Origin of the sequence: Lentzea sp. NPDC051213 (assembly GCF_044455585.1) — a bacterium.
Taxonomy (GTDB): Bacteria; Actinomycetota; Actinomycetes; order Mycobacteriales; family Pseudonocardiaceae; genus Lentzea.
Map to the genome: position 1 here is coordinate 281069 of NZ_JBITEX010000007.1, position 18830 is coordinate 299898.

The following is an 18830-nucleotide window of genomic DNA, read 5'->3' on the forward strand; positions in this document are numbered from 1 at the left end:
CCGAAGGGATACGCGTGGAAGTCTCTTCTTTGCGCACTTCGACTGCCTTGGACACCGCGGACCGTCTCAACGCCGTGCTCGGCGACGATTCATTGACGGTCGAGAGTGTCGCTCGTATTTCGCGCGCGGTCGCGAACGCGTCTGTCGCGGTCGATCCGGTGGCAAGGCAAGCCATGCGGGAGTCTGTCGTCGTCCGCAACGACATGATCGCCACGCGGCGGCCCGTCTACGGAGTGACCACCGGCTTCGGTGACAGCGCCCAGTTCCACCTGAGTCCCGCGAAGGCGGCCGAGCTGCAGCGGAACATGGTGAAGTACCACCTCACCGGCACGGGACCGATCGCGGCGGCCGACGCGGTGCGGGCGACGATGCTGGTGCGGGCCAACTGTCTGGCGAGGGGCTTCTCCGGGGTCCGCCCCGAGGTGGTCGATCTGCTCGTCGCCTGTCTGCTCAACGACATCACGCCGCTCATCCCCGAGCGCGGCTCGGTGGGCGCGAGCGGTGACCTGGTTCCGTTGTGCTACCTGGCCGACATGCTCACCGGCGGCGGAGACGTCCTGCACGACGGCGCCAGAGTGACCGCGCGGGAGGCTTTTCGCGCGTGTGGGCTGGAACCGGTGGTGCTGCAGCCGAAGGAAGGTCTCGCGCTGATCAACGGCACCTCCTTCATGTCGGGCATCGGCACACTCGCCGCCCACGACGCCAGGGAGCTCGCCTGGGCGGCGGACGTGTGCACGGCTCTCGCCGTCGAGGCACTGATCGGCAACCGTGACCACTTCCACCCCCTGATCCACCGGCAGAAGCCCCACCCGGGACAGCTCGTCTCCGCCAGGCGCATCCGGGCACTGCTGTCCGGATCGGGCCTGTGCCTGGGCAACGCCGAGGCGCTGCAAGCCCGCCCCGACGTCGACGACCAGGGCCTGATCGAGCTGGGCAAGCCGGTTCAGGACCGGTATTCGGTGCGGTGCGCGCCCCACGTCGTCGGTGTCCTGCTCGACACGCTGGAGTGGATCGACCGCTGGCTGAACGTGGAGATCAACTCGACCAACGACAATCCGCTCTTCGACCCGGCGTCGGGCGAGGTGTACAACGGCGGCAACTTCTACGGCGGCCACGTCGGTCAGGCCATGGACGCGCTCAAGGTCGCGGTCGCGAGCGTGGGGGACCTGCTCGATCGCCAGCTCGCCCTGCTGGTCGACTCGAAGTTCAGCAACGGTCTACCGCCCAATCTCGCCCCGTCGCCGCGGTTCGGCGGCGACGAGGCCGGGCTGCACCACGGGTTCAAGGGCGCGCAGATCACGTCGTCGGCCTTGGCCGCGGAGGCGCTGAAGCTGACGAATCCGGCCACCGCGTTCTCGCGGTCGACCGAGGCCCACAACCAGGACAAGGTCAGCATGGGCACCATCGCGGCCCGTGACGCCCGCACCACCGTGGAACTCGGGCAACAGATCGTGGCGATCCATCTGCTGGCGGTGTGCCAGGCGGCCGACCTGCGTGGACCGCATCTGCTCGGCCGGGGCACGCGGGCCGCTTTCGACCTCGTTCGTGCGCGCGTGCCGTTCCTGGACCGGGACCGCCGGCTGGACCACGACATCGCCGCGGTGGTGGAACTGATCAAGTCCGGCACGGTGAGAGACGCGGTAGAACCACTCCTGAGCGAGGCGTCATGATCGCGACCACCAAGCTGATGAGCCGCGAGTTCATGCGCGATCCTTACCCCGCGTTGCGGCAGATTCAGCGCGAGCGCGCGGCCGTACCGGTGGAGAACGGCGGCTTCCGGATGTGGGTCGTGACCCGCTACGCCGACGCCCGGCGGATACTCGCCGACCCCACGCTCCAGCGGGATCTCGTCAAGCACCGCCGGGCGATCGTCGCGCAGAACCTGGTGGACGACGAGCGACGACCGAAGCTGCCTCGAGAGCTGCGCCGCAGCATGCTCGACCAGGACGGCGCGGACCATCTGCGGCTGCGCCGCCTCGTGAGCGCGTTCTTCAGCCCGCAACGGCTCGCCGCGCTCCGCCCGGCAATCGCGGCGGAAGCCGGCGACCTGCTGGACGCACTCCCGACGAACGTGCCCGTCGACGTGATCTCGAACTACGCACGTCCACTTGCGGCCACGTGCCTGGGCGATCTGCTCGGCGTTCCGCCGGATGCGCGGCGGGAGTTCCCGGACTGGGAAACGGCCATCCTCACCGCACCGTCCAGACAGGAGGTGGAGCAGGCGGGACGGAGCCTGGCGTCGTTCGCCGGGGTGATGATCGAGGAGAAACGGGCCCGCCCCCGAGACGACCTGTTCAGCGAGCTGGTCCAGGACGCCGAGCGCGGCGTGATGGACCACGACGAGCTGATCTCGATGATCACGCTGCTGCTGATCGCGGGTATGGAGCCGACGAGCGCCGTCGGCAGTGGCGTGCTGACCCTGCTCGACCACCCCGGTCAGCTGGCCGCGGTGCTGGCCAGGCCGGACGGCTTTCCGGAGTGCGTCGAAGAGGTCCTGAGGTTCGAGACGCCCTTCCGCATGCTCACCCCCCGCTACCTCGACCATCCCCTGGAGCTCGACGGGGTGACGATCCCGGCGGGTGAGCTCATCCTGGTGTCCACCGGCGCCGCCAACCGGGACCCCGACCGGTTCGACGACCCCGACGAGTTCAGGGCCGATCGCTGCCCACGCGGCCACCTGGGATTCAGCCACGGTGCCCACCGCTGCCTGGGAGCGCAGCTCGGCAGGCTGGAGACCACCATCGCCCTGGAGGCGCTGTTCACCCGCTTCCCCCGGACACGGTCGGCGGGCGCGTCCGACGGGGCTCGCTGGCGTCCGGGCATGTTCATGCGGCGGCTGGACTCCCTGCCGGTGGTGCTGGCGTGAGCGGTCGGGTCGTCCGGGTCACCCAGCCCGACGGGCTTCTGGTCTGGATGGTCCGCGGCTACGACTCGGTTCGAGCGCTGCTCAACGACCCCTCGTTGTCGAGCGACACCAGAGCCGCCGGCTCCAAGGGTCTCCTGTCGGATCTTCCGCCGGATCTCCGCGAGGTGCTGGCACTGGACCTGTTCAGCAACGATCCGCCCACGCACACCGAGCTGCGGCGACTGCTGACGCCTGCGTTCACCGCGCACCAGGCCCGAGAACTTCGCCCGATGATGAGAGAAGTGGCGCACGAGCTGCTGGACGCGTGCGAAGGGCGGCCGGTGGTCGATCTGGTGGCCGACTACGCCGATCGACTTCCCACCGCGGTGCTGTGCACTCTCATCGGGATACCCCGCGAGGACGGCCCCATGATCCGCCACTGGGCGGACACGTTCGTGTCGCAACCGGTCGAGCCAGGCGGTGTGCGGCCGCAGATGATCACCGCGCTGATCACGTACGCCAGGGCGCTGGTGAAACGCAGACGAGCAGGGCAGGACAGCGGGGATCTGCTCTCCCGCCTCCTCAGGTCCGGGTTGGACGACGACCACATCGTCGCCCTGGTGCTCGACCTGGTGATCGCCGGTCAGACCGCGCCCGCCCAGTTGATCGCCAAGAGCATGCGCCTGCTGCTGGCTTCCCCCGCCCAGCTCGCTCTGGTCCGCGCTGATCCGTCGTTGCTGCCCGGCGCGATCGACGAGTGCCTGCGACTGGATCCGCCGCTCAAGATCTCCATCTTCCGCCGGGCCACGCGGCCGCTGATGGTGGAGGGCGTGCACATCCAGGCCGGCGAGATCGTGTCCTTCTCCTTCCAGGACGCGAATCGTGACGACACCTGCTTCGCCGACCCCGAACGCTTCGACGTGCGTCGAACGGACAACCAGCATCTCGGGTTCGGCTACGGAATCCACCGCTGTGTGGGCGCGAACCTGGGGAAGGTGGCGACCGAGACCGCGATCGAGGTCCTGCTCGAACGGTTTCCCGTCATCGAACTGGTGGGATCTCCCGAGGATCTCCCCTGGAAGGAGACCGCGATCATGCACAAACTGGTGGCGCTGCCACTGCGTCTCGCCCGCCGGCCCGTCACCGCGACGCGCTGAGGATCACGGGGGCGTTGATGAAGTTGTTCCGCAGGTCCTTGTCGACGTCGGTGTTGTTGTCCGGTGCGCGCATGAAGATCGCCTGGAACGACACCCGGAATCCGCCTGGGACGCCTTCCGCCATGACCAACGGCAGTTGAACGGCCACCTCGGTGCTGTCCAGCCCCGGGGGAATGATGCAGGTGGCCACCTCGGGCACGGTGGGATCCGGATTGGACAGGATCTTGGTGCAACCGGCCGGCAGGCCATCGCCGAAGTTCACGTAGAACGGCGTGATGTAGGTGAGCCGCATGTCTCCCTTCGTCACGGAGCCACGGTTTCCCACGCGCAGAGTGTTCATCCGGCCGTGGTTCGGACTGAGTTCCGGGCTGTCAGGCCACATGTAGGTGTTGATCTCGTTTTCGCCGGTGACGTCCTCGCCCGACGCCGGGCTTTCGCTCACGTTGATGCCGTACGGGGAGTCGTTGTTGCTCAGCGACGATTCCCGGTCGGGTGATTCCGGTACCGGAGTGGCGATCGCGCGCCCGACCACGAAGGCGACCGGCACCCTGGACGTGATGAGCAGCGGGAATTCGATCGTTCTGCGTGCTTGTGGCTCCAGCTTTTCCGTGATGCGGCAGTCCGCGATGTTCGGGATGTCCGGGTCCGGGTTCGCTATCAGCAGCGTGCACCCGTCCGGCAGCGCGTTCGCATCGGCGTTGACGAACAGCGGGGTGACCACCTTCAGCGTGACGTCGCCGGACGTGGCGGAACTGCCTTCGTTCGTCACCGTGAAAGAAATCTTGACGGCGTCATTGGCGTGGCCGGAGGTGTTGGTGGTGGTGACGGAGAGATCTACCGGGTTGTTCGCAGCGAAAGCAGAACCAGCACTCGACGGTGTCAACATGACAGCGACAACGACAGCGCACGTGGCCGAGCCAGCGATTTTGATCATCGTCAGAACCTTCCGCTGCGCGATTCGATCAGATCGACCGTAATCGCCGGAAGAACCGCGGCCACCCGGCTCACACCAACGTGGAGGATGAAGCCTCGGTCGTGTGAAGGTGGAGCCCGAGGTGATTCCTCGGGCTCCACGTCACCGTCCGCTTACTTGCCGAACCCCGCCTTGCGCAGTGCGTCGGCCATCGAGCCGCTCGCCGGAGGCGCCGAGGGCTGCCGGCGATCCTGCTGCCCACCGCCGCGCTGCGGCCGGCGATCCCGGCCGCCACCGCCACCGCCACCGCCGTGCTGCTTGGGAGCGGGCTTACCCGGCTCGTCGGTGAGGCGCAGCGTCAGCCCGATGCGCTTGCGCGCCTCGTCGACCTCCAGCACCTTCACGCGCACCACGTCACCGGACTTCACGACGTCGCGCGGGTCCTTCACGTAGGTGTTGGACAGGGCCGAGATGTGCACGAGGCCGTCCTGGTGCACGCCGATGTCCACGAACGCGCCGAACGCGGCCACGTTCGTCACGACGCCCTCCAGCACCATGCCGGGCTTGAGGTCGGCGATCTTCTCGACACCGTCGGCGAAGGTCGCGGTCTTGAACGCCGGACGCGGGTCGCGGCCCGGCTTCTCCAGCTCCTTCAGGATGTCCGTGACGGTCGGCAGACCGAACTGCTCGTCGACGAACTTCTCCGGCCGCAGCTTCGTGAGCACCGCGGTGTTGCCGATCAGCTCGGCGCCAGCCTCGGTCTGCATCCTGCGCACCACCGGGTACGCCTCGGGGTGCACCGACGACGCGTCCAGCGGCTCGTCGCCGCCGCGGATCTTGAGGAAGCCCGCGCACTGCTCGAACGCCTTCGGGCCGAGCCGTGCCACGTCCTTGAGCGCCTTGCGGGTCTTGAACGGGCCGTTGGCGTCGCGGTGCAGCACGATGTTCTCCGCGAGCCCGGCGGTGATGCCGGAGACGCGGGTCAGCAGCGGCACCGAGGCGGTGTTCAGGTCGACGCCGACCGCGTTCACGCAGTCCTCGACCACCGCGTCGAGCGACCGCGACAGCTTCGACTCGGCCAGGTCGTGCTGGTACTGGCCGACACCGATGGACTTCGGGTCGATCTTCACCAGCTCGGCCAGCGGGTCCTGCAGACGCCGTGCGATCGACACCGCGCCGCGGATCGACACGTCGAGACCCGGCAGCTCCGACGACGCGTAGGCCGACGCCGAGTAGACCGAGGCGCCCGCCTCGGACACCACGATCTTGGTGAGGTTGAGCTCCGGGTGGCGCTTGATCAGGTCAGCGGCCAGCTTGTCCGTCTCGCGCGACGCCGTGCCGTTGCCGATCGCGATCAGGTCGACGTTGTGCTGCTTGGCCCACACCGCGAGCTTCGCGATCGACTCGTCCCACCGGTTCGCGGGCACGTGCGGCTGGATGACGCCGTGCGCGACGACCTTGCCGGTGGCGTCGACGATCGCGACCTTCACGCCCGTGCGGAAGCCGGGGTCGAGGCCCATCGTCGCGCGCGTGCCGGCCGGGGCGGCCAGCAGCAGGTCGCGCAGGTTCGAGGCGAACACCTTCACGGCCTCGTCCTCGGCGAACTGGCGCAGGCGGCCACGCAGGTCGATGCCCAGGTGCACGAGGATCCGCGTCCGCCAGGCCCAGCGCACCGTGTCGGTGAGCCACTTGTCGCCGGGACGGCCCTGGTCGTCGATGCCGAAGCGCGAGGCGATGCGCACCTCGAACGACGAGGGACCCTCCTCGTTCGGCGCCTCCGGCTCCAGGACGAGGTCGAGGACCTCCTCCTTCTCGCCGCGGAACAGCGCCAGGATGCGGTGCGACGGCAGCTTCGAGAACGGCTCGTCGAACGTGAAGTAGTCGGAGAACTTGGCGCCCTCGGTCTCCTTGCCCTCGCGGACCTTGGAGACGACGCGGCCGCGCGTCCACATCTGCTCGCGCAGCTCGCCGATCAGGTCGCCGTCCTCGCCGAACCGCTCGACCAGGATGGCCCGCGCGCCCTGCAGCGCCGCCGCGGCGTCCGCGACCTCCTTGGTGGGGTCGACGAACTTCGCGGCCTCTTCCTGGGGGTTCAGCATCGGGTCGCCGAGCAGCGCGTCGGCCAGCGGTTCGAGACCGGCCTCTTTCGCGATCTGGGCCTTCGTGCGGCGCTTCTGCTTGTACGGCAGGTAGAGGTCCTCAAGCCGCGCCTTCGAGTCGGCGGCGAGGATCTGCGCTTCCAGGGCGTCGTTGAGCTTGCCCTGTTCACGGATCGAGTTGAGGACGGCCGCGCGGCGCTCCTCCAGCTCGCGCAGGTAGCCGAGGCGTTCCTCGAGCGTGCGCAGCTGGGCGTCGTCGAGACCGCCGGTCGCCTCCTTGCGGTAGCGGGCGACGAACGGGACGGTCGCGCCACCGTCGAGGAGTTCGACAGCAGAGCTGACCTGGCCCGTGGCCACGCCGAGCTCGTCAGCGATCTTCTGGTGGATGAGCGTTGTCACAACGCGCCATTGTGCCCGCTGCCCGATTCGGCGTGGCACTGTGGCCTCGTGTCCATCGCCGAGATAGTCCCGTCGCTGCTGGCGGGCCTGGACGTTCCGGGTGCCGACAACACCCTCGGGCTGCCGCAGGCCCGGCGTGTCTGCCTGCTGCTGGTCGACGGCCTGGGCCACGAACTGCTGCGCGAGCACGGCGAGCACGCACCGTTCCTGTCCTCGCTGGCAGACCGCTCGATCGACGCAGGCTTCCCGTCGACGACGGCCACGAGCCTCGCCTCGATCGGCACCGGCCTGCTCTCCGGCGAGCACGGCATAGTCGGCTTCACGTTCGAGGTGGCGGACGAGGTCCTCAACGCCCTGACCTGGTCCCGCGCCGGCGATCACCGCCACGACCTGCGCAAGACGCTGGTCCCCGAGGTCGTGCAGCCACACCCGACCGTGTTCGAGCGCGCGGCGGCGGCCGGCGTGGCGGTCAGCGCGGTCGCCCCGCGCGACCAGCGCGGCAGCGGCCTGACCCGAGCGGTCCTGCGAGGCTCCTGGTTCCGCGGCGTCGCGGGCTTCGGCGACCTCGCCCTGGCCGCGGTAGCGGCACTCACGCCGGACCGCGCGTTCTGCTACGCCTACCACGCGGATCTCGACACCATCGGGCACTTCTACGGGCCCGGTTCCGACGAGTGGTTGCTCCAGCTGTCGTTCGTGGACTCGCTGGCCTCGCACATCGCCGCGCGGATGCCACCCGATTCGCTGCTGGTGGTCACGGCCGACCACGGGATGATCACCGGTGGTGAGCGGATCGACTTCGACACCGAACCCTTGCTGTGGCAGGGAGTTCGGGTGATCGCCGGTGAGCCTCGGGTGCGGTATCTGCACACCGAGAGCGATGAGGTGCTGGACGTGTGGCGGGAGTTTCTCGGGGCTCGTGCTGATGTGTTGTCGCGGGAGGAAGCCGTCTCGGCTGGGTGGTTCGGGCCGATCAGTCCGCTGGCTCATGATCGGATCGGGGACGTGGTCGTGGCCATGAAGGGGTCGGCTGTGCTTGTTCGGGGGCAGGCTGAGCCCTTGTTCAGCTCGTTGAAGGGGTTTCACGGGGCTCGGACTCGGGCGGAGCTGGCGATTCCGTTGCTCTGCTCAGTGGCTTCAGTGTAGGTCGAAGGGTTTGCTCGCCCTCCCGGTGAAGCCAGCTGTTTCCGGTGGCGCGCCTTAAGATCACCGGACGTGACGATCGAACTGCCAGGACCCATCGGCTTCGTGCTGGGCGGCGGCGGAAGCCTCGGCGCCTCGCAGGTCGGCATGCTGCGCGCCCTGCGCGAACACGGCGTGCGCCCGGACCTCGTCGTCGGCACCTCCGTCGGCTCGGTGAACGGCTCCCTGCTCGCCCTGGACCCGGACAAGGCCGCCGAACGCCTGGCCGTGCTGTGGGAGGGCATGACGCGCCAGCGCGTGTTCCCCGGCGGCCCGATCGCGCAGCTGAGGTCGCTGCGCACCAACAAGACCTACCTGTTCCCGAACGACGGCCTGGCCTCCGTGCTGGCCGGCGGCCTCGACGGCTGCGCGGACTTCGCGAGCCTGGCCCTGCCGTTCGGCGCGGTGTCGGTGGACTGCGTGACCGGGGAGGCGGTCAACATCACCGAGGGCGAGCTGATCCCCGCGATCCTCGCCAGCGCGGCCATTCCCGGGGTGTACCCGCCGGTCCGCATCGGCGAGCACGTGCTGTACGACGGCGGCGTGCTGGCCAACGTGCCGATCCGGCAGGCGCTGGCGATGGGCGCGAAGTCGTTGGTGGTGCTGGACTGCGCGTTCCCCGGCCACCTGCCCACGGTGCCGGAGACGCTGGCCGAGACCCTCCTGTTCTGGGCGACCCTCGGCATGCGCAACCAGGCGGTGCTGGAGGTCGAGCTCGCCTCGCAGCACGCGCCCGTGCTGTACCTGCCGGGGCCGCCCGTGCAGGCCGTGACGCCGCTCGACTTCTCGCACACCGCCGAGCTGGTCGAGACCTCGTACCAGGCTTCTGCCTCCTTCCTGACGTCGCTGGAGATCGCCGGTGCCGGGCTGTACGGGCATCCGTCGCACGGCTGAGCCCTCTCCTGCTTCACGCGGGACGACCGTTAGACATCGGCTCATTTGGAGCCTTTATCGATTCGGAAACCCGTGTAACGTCATCACACCTCCGATGACCTCTTGAAGAGCGGCCACCACCTGGCGTAAACCTTTGCGCGGTAACACCGAGCACGTCTTCCTCCCGCCGCAGGAGGCGTCCACCAGGAGGCTGGCTCGTGCGCAAAACGTTGCGTCGTCTCGGCGTGTTGATGACCGCCGCTCTACTCGTTGTCGGCGTGAGCTCTCCGGCGCACGCCGAGGTGCTGCATCCGCGGCAGGACTGGCTGCGGGCCTCCACCGCGGGGTTGTTCCTGCACTGGGGAATGCGGACGAACCCGGGCTACACCAATTGCGGTGCATGGGAAGCGGCCGTCACCAACGGTGGGTGGTCCGCGAAGTACTGGGTCGACGAGGCGAAGAAGTTGCACGCGCAGTACCTGGTGCTGGCGTCGTTCCACAGCAGGCTCGGCTACGCGAAGGCCTGGCCCTCCAGCATTCCCGGCACCTGCTCGACGAAGCGCGACTTCCTCGGCGAGCTGATCGAGGCCGCCGAGGCCGAGGGCTTGAAGGTCATCAACTACATGACGGACGACCCGCAGTGGCACAACGAGGGCGGTACCGAGTGGACCGACTCGGCCGCGTACTCGAAGTACAAGGGCAAGAACGTCAACCTGACGACGCGCGACGGGTTCGGGGAGTACAGCTACGACCTGTTCGTCGAGGTGATGCAGCGGTATCCGAAGCTCGCCGGGTTCTGGATCGACAACGACAACGCCTACTGGGAGCGCAACGGGCTGTACGAGCGGATTCGGCGTGATCGGCCGCATTACGTCCTCAGCAACAACAACGAGGACACGGCGATCATGGACACGATCAGCAACGAGCAGAAGACCGGCATGACGCCGAGTTACGACTACCCGCAGGCGGTCTACACGGCGGCGCCGCGGTTGATCGAGGCGTGCTTCAAGCTGCCCAGCTCCGGCGCGTGGTGGTACAGCGGCAGCAACTCGGCCGTCGACTACAAGTTGACGCTGGGCCGGCTGATCACCAACGCGGGCAGTGACGTCAAGGCGTTGATGGCCGAGACCGCGATGGTCAACGGCAAGTTCCCGTCGAACCAGGCGACCTTCAACAACTTCACGAACACCTACCTGAACGAGATCTGGGAGTCGATCGGCGGCACGTACGGTGGCGGCTACCTCAACGGTGGCCTCAAGCCCGGGTTCTGGAACGACGGCGCGCACGGCGTCACGACGGTGTCCAAGACCAACCCGAACCAGCACTACGTGCACGTGATCACCAGGCCGTCCGGCAGCACTTTGAAGGTGCGGGACAACGGTTACAAGGTGTCGCGCGTGACGAACCTGCGCACCGGCGCCGCGGTGCAGTGGACTCAGTCGGGTGGCACGATCACCCTCAGCGGGATCTCGAACTGGGATCAGTACGACACGGTGTTCAAGGTCGAGACGGCCGGGCGCGAGGGCATCATTCCCGCGTCGTCGTACACGATGAGCGCGTCCGCTTCCGGAAGTGGCCACCCGGCCTCGCACGCGGCCGATGGCAACTACCAGACCTATTGGGACGCAACGGGTGCGGGCACCGTGTCGCTGCGGTTCGACCTCGGTTCGGCGAAGAAGGTCTCGTACGTCGCGCTGAACCAGCGAGAGGACTCGACCACGCATCCCGCCTCGGGTTCCGCGCGGGTCAAGAACTACAACGTCTTCACGTCCAACGACGGTTCCAATTGGACGAACGTGAAGTCCGGGTCGCTCGCCAACCACCGCGGTGTGCAGTTCATCGACCTGCCGGCGGGGACGACCGCGCGCCACATCCGCGTGGAGAAGACGTCCACGCAGGGGAAGGCGCAGCTGCGGATCGACGAGGCGTGGCTCGGGTCGGGGTATCCGGGCGCGGGCGCGCCGCCGGTCGAGAACCGGTACGAGGCCGAGAGCGGGACGCTGACCCAGGGGGTCGTCGAGTCGAACCACGCGGGGTTCTCCGGCAGCGGGTTCGTCAACTATGACAACGTCGCGGGCTCCGCGGTCGAGTTCAAGGTCTCCAGTGACGTCGCCGGGCCGCGGCAGGTGACGCTGCGGTTCGCCAACGGCACGGCGGTGAACCGGCCGCTGGACATCTCGGTCAACGGGTCGCCGGCGGTGGACGAGCAGGCGTTCGCGGGCACCGGGGCGTGGACCACCTGGCAGACCGTGACGGTCACGCTGAACCTTCTGGCCGGGGAGAACACGGTTCGCGCGGCGGCGACCACGGGCAACGGCGGGCCGAACCTGGACTATCTGGAGATCTAGAGGTCGCCGACGACGAGCTGCTGAACCACGCCGCGCTGGAGGCGGGCAACGACTGAGGTAGCGGCCCGTACCGTGAGCCCATGCAGGGCGGGAGCATAACCGCGGTGTGGGTGGCCAGCACGACCCAGCTCTGCCACGACAGCACCGCGCCGGGACCATTCGCCCTCCGTTGATCTCGTTGTCCGGTTACCTTCTGCACCGGCGCGAGGAGGGGATCGTGGAGTTTCGGCTGCTTGGCCCGGTCGAGGCGTGGGTGGGCAACGCACGGGTTCCGCTCGGCGGAACGAAGCCGCGCACCCTGCTGGCCGCGCTGCTGCTCGAGCACGACCGTGTCGTGCCTGCGACCCGGCTGGTCGACCTCATCTGGGGTGACGCTCCACCGGAGACCGCGCGGGCCCTGATCCAGACGTATGTGTCCGTGCTGCGGCGGTCGTTCGCGCGCTTCGGCGTCCTGGATCTCATCGCCACCCGGTCGCCCGGCTACGTCGTCCGGATACCACCGGACGCGCTCGATCGCGATCTTTTCGAACGCCGGCTCGCCGCGGGGCTCGAGCACATGGCGAACGGTGACCCCGAGGAGGCGATCGACCTGCTGCGCGCGGCATCCGCGTTGTGGCGTGGCCCCGCTCTGGCCGGACTCGAACACTGCCTGCTCGCCGGTGAGGCGAACCGGCTGAACGAACTGCGGCTGACCGTACTGGTGGAGCGCATCGAGGCCGAGTTGTCCCTGGGACGACTGGATCATCTGGTGGCCGAGCTGACCGGGCTGATCGACCGGCACCCCACCCACGAACGGTTGCGCGGGCAGCTCATGGTGGCACTGAGCTGGCTCGGCAGACAGGCCGACGCGCTCGCCGTCTACCACGACGCCCGTGCGGTGCTCGCCGACGAGCTCGGCGTGGAGCCCGGTGCCGAGCTCACCGCCGTGCACCAGTCGATCCTGTGCGGAGACCTGCCGCGAGCCCGGCCCAAGGCGCCGTCCGTCCCGGCGCAGCTGCCGCAGGTTCCCGCCGACTTCACCGGGCGGCGTGCGGAGATCGAGGCACTGACACGCGCCGCACCGCAGGGCTGCCTGGTCATCGCGGGACGCGCGGGCAGCGGCAAGTCCACCCTCGCCGTCCGGGTGGCACACCAGCTCGCGGAGTCCTATCCGGACGGACAGCTGCACGCCGCGTTGCGGGGGATGAGCGATGTGCCCGTCGCGCCGGGCGAGGTACTGGGGCGATTCCTGCGTGCACTCGGTGTCGATGCTGCCAAGGTGCCGGAGTACGACGACGAACGCGGTGAGCTCTACCGGACGATGCTGGCCGGGCGCCGGTTGGTGATCGTGCTGGACGACGCGCGGGACGAGCGGCATGTCCGGGAGTTGCTGCCGGGTACCGCGAACTGCGTCGTCGTCATCACGTCACGCGAGTGCCTCGCGGGCCTGCCCGGCGTGTCGCTCACCGAGCTGGACGTCCTCGATCCGGCCGAGGCCGTCGAGCTGCTGGGCCGGGTGGTCGGTCAGGAACGGATCCGCGCCGACCGTGAGTCGGCGATCCGGATCGTCGAGCACTGTGGCCGGCTACCACTCGCGATTCGCATCGCAGGTGCCCGGCTGTCGTCGAGGAAACGCCTGCCGCCGAGCTGGCTCGCCGACCGCCTTGCCGACGAAAGCCACCGACTCAACGAGTTGTCGCCGGGTGATCTGGGTGTGCGGGCCAGCATCGGCCTCAGCTATGACCGGCTGGATGACCGGAACCGGACGGCGCTGCGCAGGCTCGGCTACTTCGGTGTGCCCGACTTCGCCCCGTGGCTCGTCGCCTGGCTGACGGGGATGCCGGACGCGGACGTGGAGCCGCTCGTCGACGCCCAGCTGGTGGAGTTCGTCGGTGTCGATCGGCTCGGCAACCTGCGCTACCGCCTGCACGACCTGGTCCGGCTGTATGCCCGTGAACGGGCCGAACAGGAGGAGTCCCGCGCCGACCTTGACGGCGCGGTCGCCATGGCGCTCGGCGGCTGGTTGTCCATGATCAGGCGCCACGCGGCCATGACGCCACCGGACGACATCTCGAGCTACCGCACGTTGGTCGACCTGCCGGAGGTGGCCACTCCGACCCCGACCGACCCCTGGGCGTGGTTCGAAGCGGAGCAACCGGCACTGGTCGCCGGGGTCGAGCGCGCAGCCGCGTTGGGCCTGCACGACCTGGCCTGCGCGTTCGGCGGCGAGCAGTACTCTGTGGTGCTCGGCGGCGCCAACCGGTTCCAGCTGCGCGGACGGATCATCGAAGCCGGGCTGGAGGCCGCGCGCCGGGTAGGCGATCTGCGCAGCGAGGCCGCCATGCTCACCGACAAAGGGCAACTGCGGTACATGCAAGACCGTTTCGCGGACGCCCGCCTGCTCTACCGCGAGGCGTTGAGCAAGTTCCGCGATCTCGGCGACCGGCGGGGGCAGGCCGTGACGCTCGCCGGCTTGGGCGCCGCCTGCCGGGAACCAGGTCGCCTGACCGAGGCCGTGCACTTCCTCGACCAGGCCGTCGTGTCACTGACCCAACTGCGCGACGACACCGGTGTCGGGTACGCGGCGCGGCTTGCGGGCTCAGCGCGGCTGGAGTTGGGCGACTACGACGGTGCGTGGTCGAACCTCGACAACGCGCTCGCGGCGTATCGGCGGGCGGGTAGCCGTCGAGGCGAAGGTTTGACCTTGCGGACGCTCGCGCTGTGGCACCGAGCCCTCGGCGAGTTCGAGCGGTCGGCCGAGCTGTGCGTGGAGTCCAGGGCGATCTTCCGCGAGCTGGGTGACGAGTTCCTCGAGGCGTACGCGGTGCGGGCGCTGGCCAAGGCCCACGTTCGTCTCGGCCGCCACGACGAAGCCCTCGCTCCACTCGAGTGGGCGCTGTCGGTCTGCCGCATGATGCACGACCGCTGGGGACAGGCTGCGACCCTGCGGGGACTCGGTGAACTGCACCTCGCTGCCGGACAGCTGGACCTCGCGGAGGCTTGTCTCAACGCGGCGATGGAGGGGTGGGCCACGATGGAAGCGCCGTTGTCGGCGGCGCGCACCGAACGTGATCTCGCACAGGTCTACGCCGCCCGAGGGGACGCGGAACGGGCCGCGACGGTTCTTCGGCGTGCCCTGAAGGTGTTCCACGACCACGGCGCGCGGGAGTACGACGAGCTCAGGGCGGCCCTGTAACACCGAGTAGAGCGGCTTACAGAAAAGTTCCAGCAGGTCCGCTGACCCTTCCCGGTGTCAGAACCACAGCGTCATCACCGGAGGAACCCGTGAAGACTCTCGACATCGGCCGGCGGACGTCCCGCACGCTCACCGTTCTCGTCGTCGCCGCACTCGGCCTGGCCACCGCCACGATCTCGACTGTGGTCGCCCCGGCGACCGCTCATGCCTCCACCGCGGGCGGCCAGATCACCAGATCGGAAGTGTTGCAACGCGCTCGGCACTGGTACGCCCAGGATCCAGCCCGCTACGACGGACCTGACACCAGCCAGTGGCTCGCCGACATCGAGGGCGATCACACGTACCGGCGGGACTGCTCCGGCTTGGTGTCCATGGCTTTGCACCTGACGTCGAGCCCCAGCTCGTTCAGCCTCGCCACCTCGACCTACGGCGTGCCCATCAACTGGCAGGACCTGAGGCCGGGCGACTACCTCACGGTCGACGACGGCGTCGTCGGCGACTGGCAGGACGGCCACGTGGTCCTGTTCGAGGGATGGGCGCCCGCGTACCCGAAGTTCGACTACTACGGGTTCGGTGGAACCGACGGTCAGCGCAACAGCCTGCGGCACCGCATCGGTGACTTCTCCGGCGCGGCCGTGACCACGGCCTACGGCGACGACGGGAAGAACGGCGCCGGCGTGCTCGACGGTCACGCGACGAGCAAGTACAAGGCGTTCCGGTACAAGAACATCGTCGAGGACGCCGTGACTTCCGCGCCCACCTCGTCGGCCGCGGTGCGCACACCCGGCGGGGCTATCGAGGTCTTCGCTCGAGGCGCTGACAACCATCTCGTCGAGTTCTGGGAGAACCCCGGCAGCCCGTGGCAGTCGTCCGACATGGGGGGCGACTTCACCGGCACCCCGGTGACCTTCACCAACCCCGCCACCGGTGCGATCGAGGTGTTCGCGCGTTCCGGCAGCGGCGACCTCGTGCACAAGTGGTACGACACCGCCGGATGGCACGCCGAGACCGTCGGCGGTCCCATCACGGGGAACCCCAGCGCGTTCTACGAGCCGCACACCGGATCCATCGAGGTCTTCGCCACGCACGGCACCACCAACCACCTGATGGAGTTCTGGAAGCGCCCGCAGGCCGCGTGGCAGTGGTCTGACAAGGGTGGCTTCGTGGTCGGTTCCCCGCTCGCGTTCGCCCTGCCCGGCGGCGGCATCCAGGTCGTCGTGCGAGGCAGCGACAACGGTCTGTGGGAACAGAGCTACACGCCGACGGGCGGCTGGGACGGGTTCGGTGGACTGGGCGGCTCGATCGCGTCGAGCCCGACCGGGTTCCGCCATCCGGACACCGGTGCCATCGAGGTCTACGCCCGCGCGTCGGACGGGAGCCTGTCCGAGTTCTGGAAGAACGTCGGCAGCGAGTGGAAGTCCACGACCCTGGGCGGGGCGATCACCGGCACCCCGCTCGCGTTCGCCACGCGCAGCGGCGGCATCGAGATCTTCGCCCGCTCGTCGAACGGCACGCTGGCCGAGTTCTACTACAGCGCCGCCAACGGATGGCGGAACGGGAGTCTGGGCGGTGCCATCAGCGGCAGCCCGGTCGGCTACCTCTACGACCCGGCGACCGACCGGATCGACGCCTTCGCACACGGCGCCAACGGCCACCTCACGCAGTTCAAGTACACGCCGAGCGCGGGCTGGAGCACCAGCGACCGCGGCGGCTCACTCGCGCTCGACGGCTGATGTCCGGTGAGTCCATGGTCGACCTGCGCGCCATCGACGCGTTGCGCGTGCAACCCGGTCCGGCCGCGGTTCTGGTGAGGGTGGGCGTGGTGGACCGGCTGATCACGGCGCAGACGTTGCTCCCCCCGGAGCTCCGGCTGCTGATCGGCAGGCCCGCCTGCCCACCCGGCAGTCTTCCGCACCTCACGGGTGAAGCCGTCGACCTGAGCCTGTGCCGAGTGGACGGCTCGGAGCCGCTCGTTTCGGCCGCCAGCCACCGGCTGCTGCTCGGTGAGGTGCTCGGTGCGGTCGACCTGGTGACTCACACCGAGTGGTGGCACTGGTCCTTGTCGTCGAAGTGAGGGAACCGGAAGAGGCCGTCGACATGACGGCCTCCTCTGCGTTTGTGCTTCGATGTGTGCATCCCGGAATGTCCCGATGGACAGCCTGAACTGCATCTCAACGTTGATCCTCGCGGGTGGGGTCACGTCGCAGAGGTGGCTCCACTCCTAGATGACTGATTCCGTGAAGTTTGGTCCGTGGCCGTAGGCGACCAGTGACCGCTTACTGGTGATGCCGGTGGTCCAGTTGTGCCAGATGCCCGCGGCCGTGGCGAGCAGGACAAGGTTCACTCGGTCGAGTGAGGCTGCGCGCGACACTGGTGCCAACACCAACCGGGCGGGCGGACACGAAGAGGTATGACAACCGAAGACCCTGACGACCGCGCGCTGTGGTCGCAGGCCGCTGGGGGCGGTCCGCGCGCCTTCGGGGTGCTGTTCGACCGGCACGCCAAGGCGGTCTACAACCACTGTTTCCGGCTGACGGCGTCCTGGGCCGAGGCGGAGGACCACCTGCAGGCCACGTTTCTGCTGGCCTGGCGCAAGCGTGGCGAGGTGCGGCTGGAGCGCGAGTCGGCGTTGCCGTGGTTGCTCACCGTGGCGACGAACGTGGTGCGCAACGACCAGCGGTCCGTGCTGCGCCGGCTGAGGAACCTGCGGCGGGTCGGCGAGGAGCGGGCTGTGCCTGATCACGCTGATCAGGTGGCTGAGCGGCTGGACGACCAGCGGCGGATGAAGGAGTTGCTCGGGGCGGTGGCGAAGCTGCCTCGCAACGAACGGGAGGCGCTCGCCCTCTGCGTGTGGTCGGAGGTGTCGTACGCCGATGCGGCTGCGGTGCTCGGGATCACCGAGGGCAGCGTGCGGGCTCGGGTCAGCAAGGCGAAGTCCAGGCTCCAGCAGCAGCACCGCGAGCTCGTGCACACCGGGGAGGACCGATGACCAGCATGCTTCCGCCCACCCGCGACCTGCCGCCCGGCCGCCAGGCACGCATCCGCGCCGAGCTCGAGAGCGAGGTCGCCGGTCGGCGGTCGCTGCGGTTCGTCGTGCCTGTGCTCGCCGGGGTGGCTGCGGTGGCCGCCGTGGTCACGAGTGTCGTGATGCTCAGGCCGGCCCCGGCACCGGGGCCGACGCCGGCCGTCCACATCACCTCCGCGCCGCCGACGTCGGGCTTCGGGGTTCCGCCCGAGGCGGTCGCGGCCTTCGAGGAGGGTTGCGCGCAGTCGGCCGGTGTTGGGAAGGCGAAGATGCGCCAGTTGCTGAACGAGGAGACCGACTGGGCGTTGCTCTACACCGAACGTGAGGCGCTGACCTGCAGTCTTGGGGTGGGAGGCCACAAGTACAACGCGGGGTTCGGGCAGGCCGCGATCAAGTGGCTGCCGGGGCACTTCTCGATCGACTATTCCGGTGCCAGCGCCGGTGGTGCGGCGGACGGGCAGCCTGATGTGCCCGGTTTTCGGACGGTTGTCGGGCGCGTCAGTGAGAGAGTCGCGAAGGTGACGGTCACGGCTGACGACAGGACCGTCGAGGCCAAGGTCGCGAACGGCACGTATGCCGCTCGGATGTACTACCCGTCCAGCTGGGTGATCCAGAGCAGCGACATGAGGCCCACGATCGTGCGGGCCTACGACGCGGCGGGCACGTTGCTCGGCGACAACGCGGGGCCGATCGAGGTCTGCTACTACGACCCGCAGAGCCTTGAGGTCGTCTACGGCACGCGGACTCGGCCGTACAAGGAGTGTCAGGCCGCTACGCCCTGGCGGTGACGGGGGCTACCGACCGGTTGGTCTTACCG

General features: G+C 68.7%; 13 protein-coding genes. 11 read left to right on the forward strand and 2 right to left on the reverse strand.

What is annotated here, in order from left to right; all coding sequences use genetic code 11:
* The first annotated feature begins 29 nt into the window (after positions 1–29).
* The 3 genes from hutH to ACIA8G_RS30000 are packed head-to-tail and all read left to right on the forward strand — an operon-like array spanning position 30 to position 4002.
* On the forward strand, positions 30–1670 hold the full coding sequence (gene hutH / locus ACIA8G_RS29990; RefSeq protein ID WP_396422034.1) for a histidine ammonia-lyase: 1641 nt from the start codon (positions 30–32) through the stop codon (positions 1668–1670).
* Positions 1667–2866 carry a cytochrome P450 gene (locus ACIA8G_RS29995; RefSeq protein WP_396422035.1) on the forward strand — a complete coding sequence of 400 codons (1200 nt, stop codon included), beginning with the start codon at positions 1667–1669 and terminating at the stop codon, positions 2864–2866. Before hutH ends, ACIA8G_RS29995 begins: the two co-directional genes overlap by 4 nt.
* A complete protein-coding gene (locus ACIA8G_RS30000; protein ID WP_396422036.1) occupies positions 2863–4002 on the forward strand; it encodes a cytochrome P450 in 1140 nt (379 codons plus the stop codon). The genes ACIA8G_RS29995 and ACIA8G_RS30000 overlap by 4 nt, the downstream gene beginning before the upstream one ends.
* Here ACIA8G_RS30000 and ACIA8G_RS30005 read toward each other — a convergent pair.
* Positions 3986–4936, reverse strand: a complete 951-nt coding sequence (locus ACIA8G_RS30005; protein ID WP_396422037.1) for a hypothetical protein — start codon at positions 4934–4936, stop codon at positions 3986–3988. The two genes, ACIA8G_RS30000 and ACIA8G_RS30005, sit on opposite strands and share 17 nt — an antisense overlap.
* Positions 4937–5088: 152 nt before the next feature.
* Entirely contained in the window at positions 5089–7413 is a 2325-nt protein-coding gene (locus ACIA8G_RS30010) for a Tex family protein (RefSeq protein ID WP_396422038.1), read from the reverse strand.
* 48 nt (positions 7414–7461) lie between these two features.
* Between ACIA8G_RS30010 and ACIA8G_RS30015 the strand changes: the two genes are divergently transcribed.
* The 8 genes from ACIA8G_RS30015 to ACIA8G_RS30050 all read left to right on the forward strand — a co-directional run bounded on the left by ACIA8G_RS30015 (position 7462) and on the right by ACIA8G_RS30050 (position 18801).
* The gene (locus tag ACIA8G_RS30015; RefSeq protein ID WP_396422039.1) at positions 7462–8556 is read left to right on the forward strand and encodes an alkaline phosphatase family protein; all 1095 of its coding nucleotides are present in this window, start codon (positions 7462–7464) and stop codon (positions 8554–8556) included.
* Positions 8557–8625: 69 nt separating this feature from the next.
* Positions 8626–9486, forward strand: coding sequence for a patatin-like phospholipase family protein (locus ACIA8G_RS30020; protein ID WP_396422040.1), 861 nt, complete (start codon positions 8626–8628; stop codon positions 9484–9486).
* A 197-nt stretch (positions 9487–9683) separates the two neighbouring features.
* A complete protein-coding gene (locus ACIA8G_RS30025) occupies positions 9684–11813 on the forward strand; it encodes a discoidin domain-containing protein (RefSeq protein ID WP_396422041.1) in 2130 nt (709 codons plus the stop codon).
* Between the two features lie 217 nt (positions 11814–12030).
* Complete coding sequence (locus ACIA8G_RS30030) at positions 12031–14988, forward strand: BTAD domain-containing putative transcriptional regulator (RefSeq protein WP_396422042.1); 2958 nt, start codon at positions 12031–12033, stop codon at positions 14986–14988.
* An 89-nt stretch (positions 14989–15077) separates the two neighbouring features.
* Positions 15078–16721, forward strand: a complete 1644-nt coding sequence (locus ACIA8G_RS30035) for a hypothetical protein (RefSeq protein ID WP_396422043.1) — start codon at positions 15078–15080, stop codon at positions 16719–16721.
* Complete coding sequence (locus ACIA8G_RS30040) at positions 16721–17062, forward strand: hypothetical protein (RefSeq protein ID WP_396422044.1); 342 nt, start codon at positions 16721–16723, stop codon at positions 17060–17062. Before ACIA8G_RS30035 ends, ACIA8G_RS30040 begins: the two co-directional genes overlap by 1 nt.
* 336 nt (positions 17063–17398) lie before the next feature.
* Positions 17399–17977, forward strand: coding sequence for an RNA polymerase sigma factor (locus ACIA8G_RS30045; protein ID WP_396422045.1), 579 nt, complete (start codon positions 17399–17401; stop codon positions 17975–17977).
* Positions 17974–18801: a hypothetical protein gene (locus ACIA8G_RS30050; protein WP_396422046.1), complete on the forward strand. Its 828-nt coding sequence runs from the start codon at positions 17974–17976 to the stop codon at positions 18799–18801. The genes ACIA8G_RS30045 and ACIA8G_RS30050 overlap by 4 nt, the downstream gene beginning before the upstream one ends.
* The last annotated feature ends 29 nt before the right edge of the window (positions 18802–18830 follow it).